Below are 20461 nucleotides of genomic sequence, written 5' to 3' on the forward strand. Positions count from 1 at the left end.
TTATAATTAGTAAACATTATTACTTATAAATAAAATAGTATTTATTTTTTATTGAGTTTAATTTTTAGGAGAGGAGTGAATTATGTCACTTGCAACATTTTATAGCATACTGGGGACTTTGGTTTCTATAAATGCCGTTCTAGCACTTATAACAATTTTTCGTAAGCCAAGGTCAATAGCAAGTATCTTTGCTTGGTCTTTGATTCTTATCTTCTTACCCGGGGTTGGTTTTATTGCCTATCTATTCCTAGGTCGAGGTCTTGATAAGAAAACAGTAGAGCATTTTGCTGAAGAAAATAAACAAGATTTAAGTGCCATCCAAGAAAAAATTAATCAAATGAACCATTCTGTTGAGAGGAAAGTTATGACTCCTCAGGAACGTCAGCTAAAACGTTACTTTAGTAATATTGAGCGTACGCCATTATGTAGAGGAAACGATGTTTCTTTTTACCTCAGTGGGGAAGAAAAATTTGCAGCGCTATTTGAAGATATTAAAAATGCTAAAGACAATATTCACGTTGAATACTATGCTTTTTTTAGTGATAAAATAGGTACTATCTTCCGTGATCATTTGATTGATAAAGCAAAACAAGGTGTCGAAGTAAAACTTATTTACGATCCATGGGGTGGTCATACAAAATCTAGTTTCTTTAAACCTCTTGAAGAAGCAGGAGGACAAGTCATTCCCTTTATCACTGCGCGTGATATTATTCGGAATACTCGTTTGAATTATCACTTACACCGCAAAGTGGTGGTAATTGATGGGCAAATTGGATGGACTGGTGGCTTTAACGTAGGTGACCAGTACATCTATGGTAGTGAAAAATTTGGTTTTTGGCGTGATACTCATGGTCGAATGGTTGGAACAGCAGCTTTTGGTCTGCAAGAAACATTCATTCGTGACTGGAATGTATCTGTCTCTGATGAAAAAGATAAGCTTGAAAGAAAAGATAATTATTTTGTGGTACCAAAAGAGCCAGTCGGGAATGTTGATATTCAAATCGTATCAGATGGACCTGAAAGTGAATCTATGACTTTAAGAACCGGATTTATGAAAATGATCATGGATGCTGAAGATTACATTTGGTTTCAATCTCCATATCTAGTTCCAGATGATCCAATGATTACAGCATTGGTTGCCGCAGCCCAATCAGGAGTAGACGTAAGAATCATGGTTCCTGATATGCCAGACCATCCATTTATCTTCCGTGCGACTCAGTATTATTCTAATTATCTACATAAACATGGTGTTAAAATTTATAACTATAACAATGGATTCATTCATTCAAAAACGGTTGTTATGGATGATAGACTAGGGGTATTTGGAACAACTAATCAAGATATTCGTAGTTATGATTTGAACTTTGAAGTCAGTGCTTTCTGTTATGATGAAGGTGTGGCCAAAGAAATGGCAGAAATTTTCAAAAATGATATGAAGAAATCTACTGAATTAACTGATGAGATAATTAGTAATCAATCACTTTGGCTTAAATTTAAACAAAATTTCTCAAGACTATTAAGCCCAATCCTATAAAATTAAATGTATTTAATCTCAAATCGTCTAAGATTTGGGATTTTTTTATAATACACATAAAAACATTGACAGCAAATGTAATATTTGATAAATTATATATGAAATCGATACCACAACAAAGGAGATAATATGGCAACTATAAAAGATGTTGCAAAGAAGGCTGGGCTTTCAGTTTCTACAGTTTCTAGATATTTGAATAATCACCCCTATATCTCTGATGACAAGCGGGATGCGATTAAGAAAGCAATGGATGAATTGAATTACAGTCCAAGCTCGGTTGCAACGCAACTGAGGACGAAAAAGGGAAATACCATTGGGATTCTAGTTTCACGAATTACCAATCCATATTTTTCCTACCTAGTCGATTCCATTGAGAGAACTGCAAAGTCAAAAGGTTACAATGTTCTAATCATGCAGACCTATGACGATAAAACTTCAGAACTTCATATGCTTGAAATGCTTAAACAGCAATTCGTTTCAGCAATCATAATGTGTTCGATGGAAGGCTCTATTGAAACTATTGAAAATTATAAGAAATTTGGACCAATTGTCCTTTGTAATGAAGAGTTTCCTGAAAGTGACTTGCTTCAAGTGTCAACGGATCAAGAAGCTGGCTCTTATGAGGCTACTAAATATCTTATTGATCAAGGTTACTCGAAAATTGCTTATTGTACCGGTGGCGATTTGACGACAAATGGTCATGGTAGTAATCGGGCGCAGGGATTTGAAAGAGCTTTGTCAGAAAGTAATTTATCAGTCAAAAAGAATTGGATATTTCCGAAGACCCACAGTATCGCTGATGGTAGGGAGGTTGCTTGTAAAATATTAAAGCAAGATGAAAACAAGAGACCGACTGCTATATTTACTTCAAGCGATGAGGTCGCTACTGGGATTTTAAGCGAATACTTAAGTCGAGGATTAAAGGTTCCTGAAGATCTAGCAATTATGGGGTTTGATAATCAGCCATCGACTGAAATCCTGGCTGTGCCTTTAACGACAATCCAGCAACCTGTAAAAACTTTAGGTCAAGAAGTTACTAATTTGATTATTGCTAAACTTGAAGGACAAACTTACGAAGTTGATTATAAAAATCTAAAATTAGAATTAATTAAGAGGAAATCCGCTTAATATTTCTTTTTGAAAAACATGGTATCGATACCATAAAGTGCATAAATGGTTAAAAGAAAGAGAGAAAAATGGAAAAAGTTATTTCGAAATTTGGTAATACACCCGAATGGTGGAAAGAGGAAGTTGTTTATCAAATTTATCCAAAGAGTTTTTACGATAGCAATAATGACGGTATTGGTGATCTAAAAGGTATTACCGAGAAGCTTGATTACTTAAAAGATTTAGGTGTAACAATGCTTTGGATTTGTCCAATCTTTTCTTCTCCAATGGTTGATAACGGTTATGATATTTCAGACTACAAGGGTATTCAAGAAGAATTTGGAACACAAGAAGATTTAAATGAGATGCTTTCTAAGGCAGAAAGTCTTGGAATTAAGGTAATACTAGACCTTGTGGTCAATCATTCATCTGACCAACACGCATGGTTTCAAGCAGCACTAAAAGATCCTCAAAGTAAGTATCGTGATTACTACATCTTTAAAGAGGGGCAAGATGGAATGGCTCCGAATAATTGGAGGTCAATCTTTGGAGGTAGTGTTTGGGAAAAGGTTGATGGCGAAGAGGATACTTATTACTTCCATACTTTTGATAAGAGGCAGCCAGATCTGAATTGGGAAAATCCGCTACTTCGTCAAGAAATTTATGACATGGTAAATTGGTGGCTTGATAAAGGAATTGCAGGATTTAGAGTAGACGCTATCACCTTTATTAAGAAGGATCAAGATTATGCTAGTATGCCAGTTGATGGACTTGATGGTCTTTCAAATGTGAAACATAAGGCACGTAATCGTCCGGGTATTGAAGTTTTCCTCGATGAGCTAAATCATGAAACATTTGAAAAGCATAAATGTGTGACGGTTGGTGAGGCTCCTGGTGTAAATTATGATGAATTTGATGGATATATTGGTGAAGGTGGTTACTTTAATATGATTTTTGATTTCCACTATGCTGATATTGATGTCGAAACAGGTAGCGAGTGGTTTAAAAAAGTTGATTGGAAGGTTTCAGAACTTCGAGATCTAATATTTCAAAGTCAGTATGCTCTTCAAGCTAATGGATGGGGAGCAAACTTCTTAGAGAATCATGACCAACCAAGATCAATAGATAAGTATATACGTGATGAAAAATATCAAAATGAAATTGGAGCAAAAGCACTGGCAACCTTGTTCTTTTTCATGAGAGGGACTCCATTCATCTATCAAGGTCAAGAAATTGGAATGACCAATTTCAAACGAACTTCCATTGATGAGTTCAATGATGTATCAAGTATTGATAATTACAATCGTTCAATTCTTGAAGGATTTAGCCAAGATGAAGCAATGGGCTTTGTAAACGATCGCTCTAGAGATAACGGTAGAACACCATATCACTGGGATTCTACAAGTAATGCAGGGTTTACAGCTAGTAAAGATAGCTGGTTATCCCCTGTTGGAAATCATCAAGAAATTAATGTAAATGATCAAGAGGAAAAAAATGATTCAACCCTTTCATTTTACAAGGAAATAATAGAATTGAGACAGAATTCTCAATACAGAAATACCCTAATCTATGGTGAGTTTAATGGTCTTAAAGTAGATGACAATGTTATTGCTTATGAGCGAATTGGTGACGACAATACTTTACAAGTATTTGTAAACCTAAGTTCTGATAAAGTCCAAGTGGAAATAAAAGGACAAGTGATTTTAGATAATTACGATTCAAAAGATATAAATATTAATGGAGTTTTGGAGTTAGAGCCCTATCAAGCTCTTCTAGTGAGAAAGGAAAAATAAGATGGCAGAAATTAACTATAAACAGATTGCAAATAATCTTGTTGAACTTATTGGTGAGGATAATATTGTTTCGGTAACTCACTGTGCTACACGTTTACGTGTTCAAGTAAAGGATCGTTCAGCGATTGATGATAGTCAGGTAGAACTTGTTGATGAAGTAAAGGGTGTTTTCTATAATGCTGGACAGTACCAAGTTATCCTTGGTACAGGTATTGTAAACAAGGTTTACGATGAAGTTCAAAAACAGTATTCATTCCCAGAAGTATCAAAGGATGAAATGACTAAAGATGATTCATCTTGGTTACAAAGAGCAGTAAGAAATATTGCTGATATCTTTGTACCAATTATTCCAATATTAGGTGCAACAGGACTTTTCTTAGGTTTAAAAGGAGTGCTCTTTAACCCGACAGTTTTGAATTTATTTGGAACTACTCCTGAAGCTATTCCTCAATGGCTATCAGCTCTTGTAACAGTCTTAACTGATACTGCCTTTGGATTTTTAACAGCATTTATTTGTTGGTCGGCCTTTAAGAAGATGGGTGGACTTCCTATTATTGGTTTCTTAATTGGTTTAATGCTGGTATCACCTGCACTTCCTAATGCCTATGCAGTTGCTGGTGGCACTGCTCAACCAATTATGGCCTTTGGTGTAATTCCATTAGTGGGTTACCAGGGCTCAATCCTAACAGCATTAATTACTGGTATGATTGGTGCAACGCTTGAAAAGAAACTGCGTAAGATTATGCCAAACTCAATGGATTTAATCTTTACACCATTTGTAGTAATTTTGGTTTCAGTTTTAGTTGCCTTATTTGTACTTGGTCCAATCGTTCACGCCTTTGAAGGGCAAGCGATTAAGCTAATTGAAATGTTCTTACATTTACCATTCGGTATTGGTGGTTTGATTATCGGATTCCTTTATCCTATTGCTGTTATGACAGGAATGCATCACATGTTCATCATGATTGAAACATCTTTAATCGCAACAACTGGATTTAATCCCCTCATTACAGTTTGTGCTATGTATGGATTCGCCAATGCAGCAGTCTGTTTAGCCATCGCTCTCAAAGCTAGAAATTCAGCTGTAAAGGCAGCAGGAATTTCAGCAACTCTTACTCAACTACTTGGTGTAAGTGAACCCGCTTTATTTGGGGTAGTTATGCGTACTGGTATGAAGGCTATTGGAGTACTTTTGGCAAGTTCATCTCTTGGAGGAATGGTTCTTTCATTGATGGGCATTCAAGCTAACAGTTATGGTCTTGCTGTTCTTCTTTCACCACTGATGTATATTTATAGCCCTTATCAAGTTACAACTTATGTGATTGTCGGAATTCTTACTTTTGTATTTGCCTTTGTTATGACTAATATTATTGTGGTACCAGGTAAAGCTAAAACTGCCGCAACAAATGACAGTGATAGTCCAAAAGAAAGTCCAGTTCCATCTACTGATGTTATTACAAGCATTGATGAAATTCATACTCCACTTGCAGGTGAAATTATTCCTATTGAAGAAGTTAGCGATCCTGTATTTGCCAACAAACTTATGGGAGAGGGATTTGCAGTTATCCCAAGTGAAGGAACTGTTAAAGCACCGATAACAGGGGTTATAGAAATGGTTGCTCCTAGTAAACATGCTATAGGTATCAAGGGTGATAGTGGTCTTGAGTTACTTATTCACATGGGTATTGACACAGTGGCGCTTGATGGTGCACCCTTTGAAATTGATGTGAAGCCGGGAGACCATGTAGAAGTTGGCCAAAAACTCGGAACAATGGATCTTGACCAAATTATCAAAAATGGTAAAGACATTACTACAATGGTAATCATTACAGACTCAGGAACTCAAGTAGAATCAATTAAGTTTTATGGTGAGCATGTTGTACCTATATTGAAAAAATAAAATTCAGAAGGTCCTTAAAGGGCCTTTTTTTATAAAATTTTGACTGATTTAATAAAGTAGGATATTATAAAAGAAAATAAGTCTTTGAAAGGTAATGTCAATTTATGTAATGTTTTTTAAAAACAATTCCGATATTTATTAAACTTTTGTGTATGTAAAAGTCTTTTTATGTTACACAAATTGAAGAGGGAAACCTTATTTAGGAGAATAAATGTTTTTAAAAAATAATAAATTATATTACCAATGGCGTAGTCTTGAATGGATTAGTATGCTGGGTGATAGTTTTTACTATATCGCCCTTTTATCATATGCTTCAAACTTATCTAATCCAAAAATAGCTATAATGATAATCAGTATCTCTGAGATTTTTCCAAGAGTTTTTGAAGTATTTCTTGGAGTTTTAGCTGATTCGACCCGGCAGAGAACAAAGAGATTTTTCCAATCAGGGATTTTTAGGGGATTTTGTTATCTCTTGATTGGAATAATAATGTTAAAATCAAATTCCATTATAGGAATACTTATAATTGGTATATTAAATGCACTCAGCGATTTGTTTGGTTCATATGTAGAACTATGCATATCACCATTTATCAAGTTGATAGTAGATGAAGATGATTTGGAGGAATCACTAGCTATTAACTCATTCTTTCATAACTTTATTTATATGTTTGCTAATTTAATTGGTGCGGCTTTATTAGGAGTATTAGGAATTCAATTACTGGCTTTTTTCAACGCCTTAACTTTCTTTTTCGTTGCTTTTGGTGTAAAGGCAATAAGTAGTCAATTAATTGAGGTTGAGAAGAAGATTGAAGTTGGGAAGTTTACTCATATTAAGGACGTTGTAAACCATATTTTATATAGTTTGAAAGATTTAATTAGTGAAAAATCAATAAGGAATTTTTTCTTATTTGCTGCTTGCCTTAATAGTTTTTCGCAAACGACTATACCTGTATTGTCAATCTACTTATCCCAAAATAAAGATTTTCAAATTATCAATTTGGCATATTCGGTAGCAATAACTCAGGGATTAATTGTTCTATCTGGACTTTTAGGTAACTTTTTAGGGCCAAAATACTTTACAAGGTTGTCAACAAATAATATTCTAGCTATCTCATATGCTGGGAATATGTTGTTTTCTGTTTTTATATTTAAAAATTTACCAATGTTAGCAGTTTTGAGTTTGCTGATAAGTACTTTTACCATAGGGATATTTAACATTAGATTTAGCGTAATTATATTAAAGAATACACCATTAGAGAAAATGGGAATTATAAACTCTTGTATGAATACCTTTTTTATGGTAATTCCAGCTTTGATATCAACAGTATTAATAAGTTTGGTTACTAACTCGATATTTATATATGCTTTATTTGTTGGTGTGATTTCCATCACTGCACTCTTAATTTTGTTTCTAACAAGAAATACAAAATTAGATATAGGATAAATCTAAAAAATTAAGTTTATAAACCCAATATATATAAGCATGTAACAGCTTTGTTGCTTGTCATTTACTACAATTTAAAGATAATAGAATTATAAAGAGAAAGGCAAAAGGAACTCAAATATGGCTTTAGGTGAATCATTAAGTAAGGCTCGTAAAGATAAAAATCTTACTCAAGATATGGTAGCTGAGCAATTATATGTAACTAGGCAGACCGTATCTAGGTGGGAGCAAAATAAGACCATGCCTAATATATATGTACTTAAGGAATTGAGTTCTCTCTATGATCTATCTCTTGAACAGCTTGTTTCTGAGAAAACAGATTCGAGTGATGAAGCAGATTCTATTGATTCGGGAGGAAAAAAGATGACAAGAACAAAAATTAACTGGTTTGCTTTAATTGGGGTGTTAATTTTCAATGTTTTATTAGCATTGACTGTATTTACCGTGGTAGGTGCAGTTTTGTTTAGTATATGGCTTTTGGATATAGTATTTATTGCAAGCCCCTTAATATTACTGATTGCTAACGTATCAGGGGTTCAAGCTTATGCAAATGATCAGACTGTTTACGCGATTATTTTCTTTGTTATTGGAATTGTAGCATTTCCTATAATTATGAGAATAACAAAACTACTTGTAAACTTCTTTGTAAAGTATGTAAAGTACAATGTAAAAGCTATTTACAATTAAAAAGTCAGGAAACTGGCTTTTTTTGTGCTTGTATACTTGCTCTAAATAGCTAATATATTGAGTGTGATGATTCATCACATAATAAAATCAAAAAAATTAGGAAAATAAGACTTAAATATATAAATAATAGTATATATTATTATTTATAAGGTTAGCAAAGAGGAGGGCATAATGGATTTTGGGAAGAAAATAAAAAATCTTCGTCAAGAAAGAGGCTATACTCAGGAAGAATTAGGTAAATTATTAAATGTCTCAAGATCAACAATCTCCAGCTGGGAAATTGGACGAACTTTTCCAGATATTGAAATGATTTTCCAAATCAGTCGGATTTTAGACATAAGTATTGATTCTCTATTAAATGATGATGAAAAAATTGTTGAAAATTTAATTGCAGATAACAGTCAAATAAAATTATTGAAATTTTTGTATAAAGTTATTATTGCGTGCGTCTTACTTTTTATTGTCTTAAGCTCTGCATGGTTTATTAAGAATACTTGTGACTATTCATTTGCTAAAAGTTGGAATAATTATACTAGATACTATACAAAAAATTTTAAAGATGTCGAATGCCTTGTACCTAAAGCAAAGTATCTAGATATTAATAATAAAAAGGAAATGTTTTCTTTCGTAAGTAGCGAGGGAATTGAGTGGCATTTTAAAGAAAAAGAAAATCCTTACGCAACCATTAATGTAACAATTAATACCACAGACGAAAGGGAAGAACCAATTACTATTCATCTAGATAAAAGCTTTAAACTTATTTCTAAAATGTTGTCTTCGGACGAGGTAGTGCACTATAGTAAAAATGAACTTGAAGAGATAGAACAATATCTCGATAAAAATATGAAATTAATTGAAGAATCTTATAGTCAAAGTAGAGATATCTGGAAGGATGTAGTACTTAATTAATATAATATAAGTCTGTCGAAACAGGCTTTTTTTTAGTTATATTTAAGTAAAGTACAATATCATAGAATACTTAAGCTTAATTCTTGCAGTGGTATTAATGTTTTAGTAAAATCATTGTAATATAATACTATAGTTCCTATATATAAATGGAGTGAAAAATGAATATCTTTGATGACTTATACTTACTGTTTCAACCAATAGTTAATACAGAATCTACAATGGATTTTATTGAGTTTGAGGTCCTGCTTAGGAACCATGAGACTAAATCATTTCCCGAAAGTTTATTTACTAAATTAATGAATGATGAAGATTTATATATAAACTATTTATACTGGTTTCATAAAGAAATGAAAAAATATTTAGACGCATTTCCTCAGTATAATTTTTCTTTGAATCTTTTTCCCAGCCAAATAAATAAGGAAGCAACATGGGAATTTTTGAATGAATTAAAACCCTATTCATCTCAAATTATGATTGAAATAACTGAACATATCAAACCATTTCAAAAACAGTCTGATCACATGAACGATCAAATTGATATGGAATTTTATTTAGTTAAAATAAATCAACTTGGGTATCAAATCGCTTTAGATGATATTTCTACTGGTCAGAATAATTTGGAGTTTGTTTTAAAAAATATTGATCATATTGATACAATGAAATTTACTTTGACAGCTTTCATGGATGCAAAGATGGAAGATGTTAGAGATTTTATTTATGCATGGAGACAGGTATCTATAAGGCATGGCAAACGATTTATTATTGAGGGCGTTGAGAATGAGGATATAAGTAAAAGGCTGTCTGACTCGGGTTTTACCTATCAACAGGGATATTATTGGCCGCTTATAAAAGATATGTATTAGGTGTTGGAGACCCACTTAAGAAATGAAAATGATTGTTACTTTAATATTTTTTGTCCCTATTATATTGACTAGTCTTCTTTTATCATTTTATTCTATCTCAAGAACGACTGGACGTACTAGGTTTGCGAAATTAGAAAAATATGCACTATTACTTATACTCTATGCCATATATGAATATTTTATACTAAGTTTTACTTATACTTTCGTTGGTTTTTATTGTTTTGAATATACTTTAGCAATCTTTATTGCATATTATTGTTTGCCAAAAGAAGGAAAATATTTATTTCTCATAACGCCTGTACTAATGATGACTTATTATAGTGTCTATGACTTTGATTATTCAGGCTCAGAAATAAGAATTATGTTAATAGGAATAATTCATTTTACAGTATTTTCTTTATTACAAAGTATGGATATTAATAGGAAAAGATGGTTACAAATAGTGTTCCTTCTTTTAATTGATATGGTAATTTCTTTAGGCTCGGATTCCGCGGCTATTACAATTGATGGTAAGGGATTTATAGTAGACGAAGAGGTATTGGTATTTTTAGGCTCTTTAGTTGTCGTCTTCTTGTATCGAAGATTTCATGACATACAGCTACAAGATATTAAGGCAATGAATGCTGAAGTGAAGAAATCTCAAATTGATAGTTTAACAGGTGCCCATAATTTTTCAGGTTTTACTAAACTTCTAGAAAATTTTCCAATGGATACGAGTGTTGTAACCGTAGCTATGATTGATTTAGATTATTTTAAAAAGGTAAATGATACATATGGTCATATAGAAGGAAATAATTTATTGATTTCTTTGGTTCGTATGATACGTAATTACATGAATAGCCAATTAAGAGAAGAAGAGTACTATATATTCCGATTTGGTGGTGAAGAATTTTGCTTAGTATTTTTCAATCTTGATTCAAAAAAAGTTAAAAATCTTTTGGATGATTTTAGAATGTCTTTTGTAACTTATTATGATAGTGTGGAAGATTATGATAAGGTTCAAGTTAGTTTTTCAGCAGGTATATCAAGTAAGGTTGTTGATGGTGATAAGGAAGTAGTTCATATTGCGCTAGAGGAAGCCGACAAAGCCCTTTACAAATCAAAAAATAATGGACGAAATCAAGTAGTAATATATAAAGACGATGAACAAATAAATGAGCAACTAGGTTTATTAAGTTTTTTAAAGCAGGTGAATAATAATGAAAAAAAATAAAATTTTACCAATTCTATTATTATTTTTTTTAATAGGATTGATAATAATTGGAGGATTTCGAATAATAAAAAATAATAATTCAAATGAAAAAGAAGTAAAAAATTTATACGAAGCTTGGTCTAATAAATATATATCAAACAGTAGTCAAGGGAGTTTTGTAAATACAGGGAAAGATAAGAGAATGACAGTTTCAGAAGCACAAGGATATGGGATGCTTATTGAAATTGATGCGTCAAAAAAAGGTTGGTCTAAACAAGAGAACTTTGATAAGCTAACTGAGTATTATAAGGCTCATACTATTTCTGAAAACAATGACTTGATGGCTTGGAAACAAACTGAGGATGTAAATTCAACGTCTATGGTTACAAGTGACGAAAATAATACTAGTGCTACTGATGGTGATTTAGATATTGCTTATGCCTTGTTTGAGGCTGATGAATTGTGGGGTAGTGAGGGAAACTATAATTATAAAGAAATTGCAAACTCTATTCTCAATGATTTATTAAAATATAATTATCAATCGAGTAATAATCTTTTACTTGTAGGAGATTGGGCAAGGTCAACTGAGGACAAGAATAGCTTAGTAAGAACATCTGATTTGATAGTCCCTTATTACCAGTATTTCTATAAAAAAACTGGGATAGATACCTGGAAGTTAATTGCTGAAAAGTCGATAAAAGTTTTAAATGATTTAAGCTTAAAAACAGACACAGGGTTGATGCCAGACTTTATTCAAGTCTATGGAGATGATGTGCAGATAGCAAATGGTAGAGTTCTTGAAAGCGAACATGATGGGGATTACTATTGGAATGCTAATAGGGTACCTTTACGCTTAGCAGGAACTGGGGCAGAACTCACTCAGACCAAAGAAAAATTGCTTGCTTTCTTCGCTGAACGAAAAACAATAAGTGCTGGCTATAGACTAAACGGGCAAGATTTGGTAGACTATTCATCAACTGCTTTTACATCGCCAGTTGCAGTTCTTGCTAATTATGAAGATTCTGGAAGTAACCTGGCTGTAAAAAGTAAAAATGAGACTTTGAAAAATGCTTTGGGGAGCAGTTATTACGCAGATACTTTACAGGTTTTATCTGCATTTACTATTTTAAATATGGAGGAAAAAAATTGAACATGCTGAATTTGAGTTTTCAACAAATTCTGATATTCGATGTAATTTTTGCCTTAGTCGTTTTTGTAATATATCGACTGGCAATTCGTTATCAATTCTTTAAGAATACAATTATAATTATTTATTGGGTGGCAATGATTATATACCTTGTATGGAGACTATTCTTTACAATGCCACATGACAATATTGTCAATTTAATAGCAGGAATATTGCTATATGTAGCAGAAATCGGGGGATTTTTCCTGTCTACAGTATTCTACTTGTTATTTGCTAAGAAGCACAAACGACCAGTTAAGACCTTAGCAGAGTTTGAGGATGGTAAATATCCAACTGTTAATGTATTTATCGCAACGTATAATGAGGATGAGATGATTCTTAGTCGTATCATTACTGCGGCCAAGAATATGACTTATCCAGGTGTTCATAAGGTCTATGTTTTAGATGATGGACATCGTGATGAGATAAAAGCTCTTTCTGAAAAACTTGGTGTAAACTATGTAAGCCGAGATAACAATGATCATGCAAAAGCTGGGAATCTTAACAATGGTTTAGATGTCACTGACGGTGAGTTGATTGTTACAATGGATGCAGATATGGTTCCGCGCTCAGACTTCTTATTAAGAACAATCGGTTACTTTGCTGATAAAAAAGTTGGATTTATTCAATCACCACAGACCTTCTTTAATAATGATCCATATCAATTTAACCTTTTTTCAGAGGGTCTGATAGCTAATGACCAGGACTTCTTTATGCAAAGTATTGAAGCGCAAAAAGATGCCTATAATGCCACTATGTACGTAGGATCAAACGCCGTCTTTAGACGAGAAGCTCTTGAAGATATCGGAGGATTCTCAACAGGTGTAATTACAGAAGACATGGCGACTGGAATGTTAGTTCAGGCTAAAGGTTGGAAGACAGCCTTTGTCAATGAGAACTTAGCATCAGGACTTGCTCCTGAAACATTTGGAGACCTTATAACACAAAGAGACCGTTGGGCGCGTGGAAATATTCAAGTAGCTCGCAAATGGAATCCTCTTTTCACCAAAGGTCTTACATTTATGCAGAGAGTCATATATATGGATGGAATTCATTATTGGGTCTCAGGGATTTATAAGATGATCTATCTCTTTGCTCCAATCGTCTTTCTTTTATTCGGAGTTTACAGTTTACGTGCCTCACTTGCAGGAATCATGCTCTTTTGGTTCCCAGCCTTCATATCGTCACAGCTTGCCTTTAATACGGTAAGTGAAGGTCGTCAAACAATCATGCTGACCAACGTTTACGAGACTGTAATGGCACCATACATGTCCTTTGCTGTAGTGCGTGAAGCCCTCTTCTTGTCAAAAAATAAATTCGCTGTAACCAGAAAAGGTGTAAATACAGATGAAACTTATTATAACTGGCGACTAGCTATGCCTGTACTTGTAATTCTTGCACTTTCAATCTTAGCCTTGATTAAGGGAATACTTATCATGCTTGGAATTGTACCGTTTAAGGAACCTGTAAATGCTGTTTACATTAATGTTTTCTGGCTTTGTTATAATATTTCAGCTCTTGCTCTTGCTGCCTTCATGCCATTTGAAAGACCAAGATTTAGAAAAGCTGAACGTTTCCCGGATAATAAGAATGTTGAAGTATTTAGCTTAGATGGACAAAAATTAGGAACAGGAAATCTAAACGACTGGAATGAAATTGGGGCAGCAATGACTTTAAACAAAGATATTGCTCCTAACTTTGAAGAGGTAGTTTCAAACGGGATTAGGGTCTTAATAAGTATTGAAGGACATACTATTGAAGGTACTGTTAGTCGTAATAAGGTGAAAGACGGTCAAGTAGATATGGCAATTTCTTATGTAAATCTATCTGAAGAAAATTATTCATATATTATTTCTCAAACCTATGCTCTTGCTTCAACAATCTATAAGCCAGTTAGATATAACAATAGTATCTCAGTGATTTTCTTATCACTCATACGTAATCATTTCAAAGTATTTCAAAAACCAAAAAAAGGTTAGAGTTAATTTATAAGTATACAGTATAAAAAGTAGCAGTGGAAAAGACCACAGCTACTTTTTTTGTAGGAATAGGTATTTTATGGGTATAAGTTGGGAATAGTAATATCCAATTTGAATGTATTATATATACATAAAGTACTTTATAAAAACAAATACCTAATCTAGATTAAAAAAGAAAGAAAGGAAAAAAATAATGGCAACAGGATTAACGATTGAACAGGCAAAGAATCTAATGAAAAAATACTTAGATGCACCAATGCCTACATATCCAGGAGTTTACTATGGTACATACGGAGGTTCACCTGATTCACATTCTAACTGTACATTGTTTAGTCAATGGTTTTTAAAAAATTATACTGTTGATAGTATTAATGTGGCACAACCGAGTGGTAAAGGGTATAAAATGGTGGAGAATTTTGTAAATGCTAATCAAGGAAAATTCACTATTAGCAATACTCCGAAAGCATTTTCATTATTTTCTATCACAGGACCTAATAGTAATTATGGTACTAAAAAAGAGGGACATACAGGAATTGTACTTGGAATTGATGGAAATAATGTTATTACTGGTGAAGCAAACTATGGATTTAAATATGGTGGATTGGATGGAGCATATCCAAACATTGGGACTATTGTAAAAATACGTTCTTTAAGTACATTTAATAGTTCAACAGGTGTAACGTTTGTAGATTTAAATAACTATTTAGTAGATGAACTGAAAAATGTTAATGGACTAGTACAAGAGGATAAAGGGGAAGAGGAAGATATGACGGAATTTGCATTTAAATATGGTACTGCAATGTTTTATGTACATGGAACTACAATGAAAGTATTGACAGATCCAGCACAATGGAGTGTACTTCAAGCAGTATACAGTCAAGTAGCTGAGCGCAAAACAGGAAAAGCACAGAAAATTAAAATCTTTGATTGGACAGACAATAAGCCTACATATGAGGCATACAAAAAAATCTGTGATTTTAAAGGGTAGTTTTAATTATTAGAATAAACTAAGGAGATATTATGGTTTTAGGAGAGAGCACTTATTCAGGTGGTGCATTGAAAAATAATCAATACTTAATTTCTCAAGAAAATATTAGATTGGTAATTAATGCAGCTAGGCTATATAATCTAAAGCCGAGTTTCTTAATCACACAAATGTTTATAGAAAGTCATTGGGGCGATTCAAATGTGGGACGTATTGATAACAATTGGAGTGGTATTTCTGAGCCGTTCTCACTTCCAACAGATTTTGGAATAAGTATGCGAAGAGGAACTGCTCGTCCAGTGAATGAAGGTGGTTACTACGTTCACTTTTCAACACTAAATGACTTTTTTAAGGCGTATGCCTTTCTAATCTCTAAACGAAATGGACTATATAATGTAGAAGGTGCGGATACAATTGAAGCATATACAAAGGGATTATTTAAAGTTGGTGGAGCTAGATATGACTATGCAGAAAGTGGCTATGATCATTATATAAGCATGACGGTTCCAACCTATAATTCAATGATTAGACAAAATCCTGGGAAGTTAGAACAGATTGACTCAAAAATTAATTACGATGAATATAAAGAAGGAGAAATAGATATGACAGAATTTGCATTTAAACAAGGAAGCGCTATATATTATGTACATGGAACTACAATGAAAGTATTGACAGATCCAGCACAATGGAGTGTACTGCAAGCAGTGTATAGCCAAGTAGCAGAACAAAAGACTGGAAAAGCTCAAAAAATTAAAATTTTTGACTGGACAAATAATGATGCGACAGCTAATGCATATAAGAGAATTTGTGATTTCAAATAGTAATATTTAATATATAAAAGACCTAGAATCAAAATGTTTCTAGGTCTTTTATATATTTATTATTTCGGCAATTGAGCCAAATATTCATCAATTATTGTAATAATTTCTTCTTGTGTTTCGGCTTGGTTGACAGCAACTTTTACTTTTGCAGCGCGTGGAGCACCTTTTAAATAATAAGCCGCGTGTTGACGGAATTCACGTGGTCCAAGCATTTCTCCTTTAAGAGCCACTAAACGTGCCAAGTGAAGTTTAGCTATCTCCATTTTTTCTTCAACTGATGGTTCATCAAGAAGTTCACCTGTTCTTAGGTAGTGTTCAGTTCTGTGAAGCATCCAAGGATTACCAAGGGCAGCACGACCAATCATGACGGCATCGCAGCCAACTTCATCAATCATGCGCTTAGCATCTTCTGGAGTTCTTACATCACCATTACCCATGAAAGGAATTGTAAGTTCACTTGCTACACGAGCCAATACATCCCAGTCAGCATGACCTTCATACATTTGAACGCGAGTACGCCCGTGCATGGCAAGAGCAGCTCCACCAGCTTTCTCAACAGCAAGTGCATTTTCTACGGCATATAAATGTTCTTCATCCCAACCAGTACGCATTTTGACAGTGACTGGTAGATCAACAGCAGAAGTAACAGCATCTACCATTTCGTAAACTTTATCAGGATCAAGAAGCCAACGAGCACCAGCCTCATTTTTTGTTACTTTAGGTACTGGGCAACCCATATTGATATCAATTATATCAGTAGGTGTATACTCTTGAATAAATTGAGCAGCTTCGACAAGAGTTTCTTTATCCCCACCAAATATCTGCAAGCTAATTGGATGTTCTTTTTCATCCATTTCAAGCATTGATAGAGTCTTTTTATTACGGTGTTGGATTCCTTTATCAGAAATCATTTCAACGACCACAAGTCCTGCACCGAACTCTTTAGCAGTTACACGGAAGGCCTTGTTCGAGATACCAGCCATCGGCGCTACGACTACACGGTTTGGAATCTCCACATTACCGATTTTCCAAGGCGAGTTGTATTTTTTATCCATTTGCATTGATTATTTCCTCCAAATCAGCCTGACTGAAATCGTAGTGCTTAGTACAGAATTGACAAGTAACTTCAGCACCATGATCTTCGTCAATAATAGCTTGAATCTCATCTTTTCCAAGACTTGCTAAACCTTCAGCGAAGCGTTCTTTACTACAATCACATTTGAATGCTAGAGGACTTTCTTCTAAAATCTTATATTCGTCTTCACCATAGATGGCATCAAGCATTGATTTAAGCGGATTTTCTTCTTCTAAGATTTGAGAGATAGCAGGCATTTTTTGTACATGTTCTTCAAAACGTGCAATTTCTTCCTCAGTAGCATCAGGCATTACTTGAACTAAGAAGCCACCCGCAACCTTAACTTTGTCTTCACCATCAAGTAAGACATTTAGTCCAACAGCAGATGGAGTTTGTTCACTAGTTGTAAGATAGTAAGCAAGGTCTTCACCGATTTCACCAGTTACCAAAGGTACTTGACCAGTATAAGGATTCTTTAATCCCATATCTTTCACAACTACAAACCATCCTGGTGCAAGAATAGGTCCGACAATTACTTCACCTGTCGAAGTTTTCTTGTAGTCGATCTCGTTGTTCTTCATATATCCCTTAACGTTACCATGGCTATCAGCGACCACAATAATTGGTCCCACTTGCTCATTATCAGGCAAAATTCTTAGAGTAATCTTGTCGTTACCCTTTTGGTTTGCTCCCAAAATTTGCGCCGCAATGAGAGTACGTCCAAGAGCAACAGTAGAAGTTGACCAAGTATGATGTAAGTCTTGGGCAGTAGTTACAGTTTCTGTGGCATCTAGTGCATAGGCACGAAAATGTCCATTATTTGATATTGTTTTAATTATTTTATCCATGATTAAATCTCCTAATTAGTACAAAATATTTTAACATACTTTTACCCATTTTACCCCATTACTGCCTAGAATCCCATATAAAGCAGTTTTTCTTTTCTCTCTTTAGAAAAAGAATCCCATAAATCTTGCATAAATATTATTTTCAGAAGAATAATGATCAAAAAAAGGACACTGAAAAACTTTTTATGGAATATATTGAGTTAATATTTAATAGCAGTTAAATATTAGATATTTGTTGTTTATGTTCGGAAATTCAAAAATATTAATTTAAAATACTAGACAATATTCGCTTTTCTGAGAAAGTTATTTATAAAACAAGCTTAATATTCGACTTTTAAACTCGAACTATTTGAAAGATGGGCTGAAGATTGGTATAATAAACTGTAACTAAGTAAAAATTAGGGAGAAAAAATATGTCATCAGTTGTTGTTGTAGGTACTCAGTGGGGAGATGAAGGTAAAGGTAAAATTACTGACTTCCTTAGTGCAAATGCAGAAGTTATCGCACGCTATCAAGGTGGAGATAACGCGGGACATACTATCGTCATTGACGGTTTCAAATATAAACTTCACTTAATCCCATCAGGAATCTTTTTCCCAGAGAAAATTTCTGTAATCGGAAATGGTGTCGTAGTAAATCCAAAATCTCTTGTTAAAGAGCTTGCATATTTACATGAAAATGGTGTAACTACTGAAAATCTTCGTATTTCAGATCGTGCGCACGTTATCTTGCCATACCATATCAAACTTGACCAACTTCAAGAAGATGCTAAGGGTGATAACAAAATTGGTACAACTATCAAAGGAATCGGACCTGCTTACATGGATAAAGCAGCGCGTGTTGGTATCCGTATCGCAGACCTTCTTGACGAAGAAATCTTTGCTGAACGTTTAAGAATCAATCTTGAAGAGAAGAACCGTCTATTTGTTAAAATGTATGACAGCGAACCTCTTGACTATGATGAAATCTTTAACGAATACTATGAATATGGTCAACAAATTAAAAAATATGTTGCTGACACTTCAGTAATCTTAAATGATGCTCTTGATGCAGGTAAACGTGTTCTTTTCGAAGGTGCACAAGGAGTTATGCTTGATATTGACCAAGGTACATATCCATTCGTAACATCTTCAAACCCAGTAGCTGGTGGTGTAACTATCGGTAGTGGTGTAGGACCATCTAAAATCTCAACAGTTGTCGGAGTATGTAAAGCATACACTAGCCGTGTAGGTGATGGACCATTCCCAACTGAATTATTTGATGAAACTGGTGAACGTATCCGTGAAATCGGACATGAATACGGAACTACAACAGGTCGTCCACGTCGTGTTGGATGGTTTGACTCAGTAGTAATGCGTCATTCTCGCCGTGTATCAGGACTTACAAACCTTTCACTTAACTCAATCGACGTACTAAGCGGACTACCAGAAGTTAAAATCTGTGTCGCTTATGACCTTGACGGTGAAAGAATCGAATACTACCCAGCAAGCCTTAAAACTCTAGAACGTTGTAAACCAATCTACGAAACACTTCCAGGTTGGGAAGAAGATATCACAGGTGTCCGTACCCTAGAAGAACTTCCAGAAAATGCCCGTAATTATGTTCGTCGTGTAGGTGAACTTGTAGGAGTACGTATTTCTACTTTCTCTGTTGGGCCGGATCGTGACCAGACTAACGTCTTAGAATCTGTTTGGGGTATATAATCGTCTAAAATAGCGTGCTACGTCGTCGATTTCGTTGCGATGAACCATAAGTTCTATCGCTCCTCATCTCCTCGTACCCCATCTATTTTATCTCGATTATATAAGATAATTAAGTTTATCTATCCTAACTTATCTTCTTGCATTTCATATATTATACTCTGGCTTTACTGTAGATGTAGTGATGATGTGATAAGTAGGTTCTATCTGTGGCGCGTTTCCTAGCCACAAACAATTTGTCATATATTCTTTTAAACAAATGGATATTTGATAATTATTATTTTGTATTTAAACGGAGTTCTTTGGTTAGGGCTTCGTTTTCTTTCTTTAAAACTATGAAGTGTACTTAAATATTTATACGTAAATTGGTTTTGAAAATTGCGATTTAAAGTAATAAATTTCTTTTATTTTTGTTCTTTTCAAGTAAAACCCCTTGAC

The 20461-nt window shown here is 33.9% G+C and carries 16 protein-coding genes; 14 read left to right on the plus strand and 2 right to left on the minus strand.

The window, feature by feature from the left end; translation table 11 throughout:
* The first annotated feature begins 82 nt into the window (after positions 1-82).
* From cls to BG261_RS08590, 13 genes are all read left to right on the plus strand, one after another.
* The gene (gene cls, locus BG261_RS08530; protein ID WP_070792905.1) at positions 83-1534 is read left to right on the plus strand and encodes a cardiolipin synthase; all 1452 of its coding nucleotides are present in this window, start codon (positions 83-85) and stop codon (positions 1532-1534) included.
* A gap of 129 nt (positions 1535-1663) precedes the next feature.
* Complete coding sequence (locus BG261_RS08535) at positions 1664-2662, plus strand: LacI family DNA-binding transcriptional regulator (protein WP_070792906.1); 999 nt, start codon at positions 1664-1666, stop codon at positions 2660-2662.
* A gap of 68 nt (positions 2663-2730) precedes the next feature.
* Positions 2731-4434, plus strand: a complete 1704-nt coding sequence (locus tag BG261_RS08540; protein WP_070792907.1) for a glycoside hydrolase family 13 protein — start codon at positions 2731-2733, stop codon at positions 4432-4434.
* Position 4435: 1 nt separating this feature from the next.
* Positions 4436-6334 carry a PTS sucrose transporter subunit IIABC gene (locus BG261_RS08545; protein ID WP_070792908.1) on the plus strand — a complete coding sequence of 633 codons (1899 nt, stop codon included), beginning with the start codon at positions 4436-4438 and terminating at the stop codon, positions 6332-6334.
* Positions 6335-6545: 211 nt separating this feature from the next.
* The gene (locus tag BG261_RS08550) at positions 6546-7778 is read left to right on the plus strand and encodes an MFS transporter (RefSeq protein WP_070792909.1); all 1233 of its coding nucleotides are present in this window, start codon (positions 6546-6548) and stop codon (positions 7776-7778) included.
* Positions 7779-7898: 120 nt separating this feature from the next.
* Positions 7899-8465: a helix-turn-helix domain-containing protein gene (locus tag BG261_RS08555; protein WP_070792910.1), complete on the plus strand. Its 567-nt coding sequence runs from the start codon at positions 7899-7901 to the stop codon at positions 8463-8465.
* Between the two features lie 171 nt (positions 8466-8636).
* Positions 8637-9374, plus strand: a complete 738-nt coding sequence (locus BG261_RS08560; RefSeq protein WP_070792911.1) for a helix-turn-helix domain-containing protein — start codon at positions 8637-8639, stop codon at positions 9372-9374.
* Positions 9375-9532: 158 nt separating this feature from the next.
* On the plus strand, positions 9533-10237 hold the full coding sequence (locus tag BG261_RS08565) for an EAL domain-containing protein (protein ID WP_070792912.1): 705 nt from the start codon (positions 9533-9535) through the stop codon (positions 10235-10237).
* Between the two features lie 22 nt (positions 10238-10259).
* Complete coding sequence (locus BG261_RS08570) at positions 10260-11450, plus strand: GGDEF domain-containing protein (protein WP_070792913.1); 1191 nt, start codon at positions 10260-10262, stop codon at positions 11448-11450.
* Positions 11437-12579 (plus strand): glycosyl hydrolase family 8, encoded by a 1143-nt coding sequence (locus BG261_RS08575; protein ID WP_083318314.1) that lies wholly within the window; start codon positions 11437-11439, stop codon positions 12577-12579. The genes BG261_RS08570 and BG261_RS08575 overlap by 14 nt, the downstream gene beginning before the upstream one ends.
* A 2-nt stretch (positions 12580-12581) precedes the next feature.
* Positions 12582-14594, plus strand: coding sequence for a glycosyltransferase family 2 protein (locus BG261_RS08580; protein ID WP_070792914.1), 2013 nt, complete (start codon positions 12582-12584; stop codon positions 14592-14594).
* Positions 14595-14787: 193 nt separating this feature from the next.
* The gene (locus BG261_RS08585) at positions 14788-15582 is read left to right on the plus strand and encodes a CHAP domain-containing protein (RefSeq protein WP_070792915.1); all 795 of its coding nucleotides are present in this window, start codon (positions 14788-14790) and stop codon (positions 15580-15582) included.
* A 32-nt stretch (positions 15583-15614) separates the two neighbouring features.
* Positions 15615-16400 carry a glucosaminidase domain-containing protein gene (locus BG261_RS08590; RefSeq protein ID WP_070792916.1) on the plus strand — a complete coding sequence of 262 codons (786 nt, stop codon included), beginning with the start codon at positions 15615-15617 and terminating at the stop codon, positions 16398-16400.
* A 59-nt stretch (positions 16401-16459) separates the two neighbouring features.
* Here BG261_RS08590 and dusB read toward each other — a convergent pair whose 3' ends face one another.
* Both dusB and hslO read right to left on the minus strand, forming a co-directional pair.
* Complete coding sequence (dusB, locus tag BG261_RS08595; RefSeq protein WP_070792917.1) at positions 16460-17461, minus strand: tRNA dihydrouridine synthase DusB; 1002 nt, start codon at positions 17459-17461, stop codon at positions 16460-16462.
* Positions 17448-18323, minus strand: coding sequence for an Hsp33 family molecular chaperone HslO (gene hslO, locus BG261_RS08600; protein ID WP_070792918.1), 876 nt, complete (start codon positions 18321-18323; stop codon positions 17448-17450). The genes dusB and hslO overlap by 14 nt, the downstream gene beginning before the upstream one ends.
* 413 nt (positions 18324-18736) lie before the next feature.
* Here hslO and BG261_RS08605 point away from each other — a divergent pair, with 413 nt between their 5' ends.
* A complete protein-coding gene (locus BG261_RS08605) occupies positions 18737-20026 on the plus strand; it encodes an adenylosuccinate synthase (RefSeq protein WP_070792919.1) in 1290 nt (429 codons plus the stop codon).
* Positions 20027-20461 lie beyond the last annotated feature (435 nt).

Source organism: Floricoccus tropicus (assembly GCF_001832905.1).
In the GTDB taxonomy this organism is placed as follows: domain Bacteria; phylum Bacillota; class Bacilli; order Lactobacillales; family Streptococcaceae; genus Floricoccus; species Floricoccus tropicus.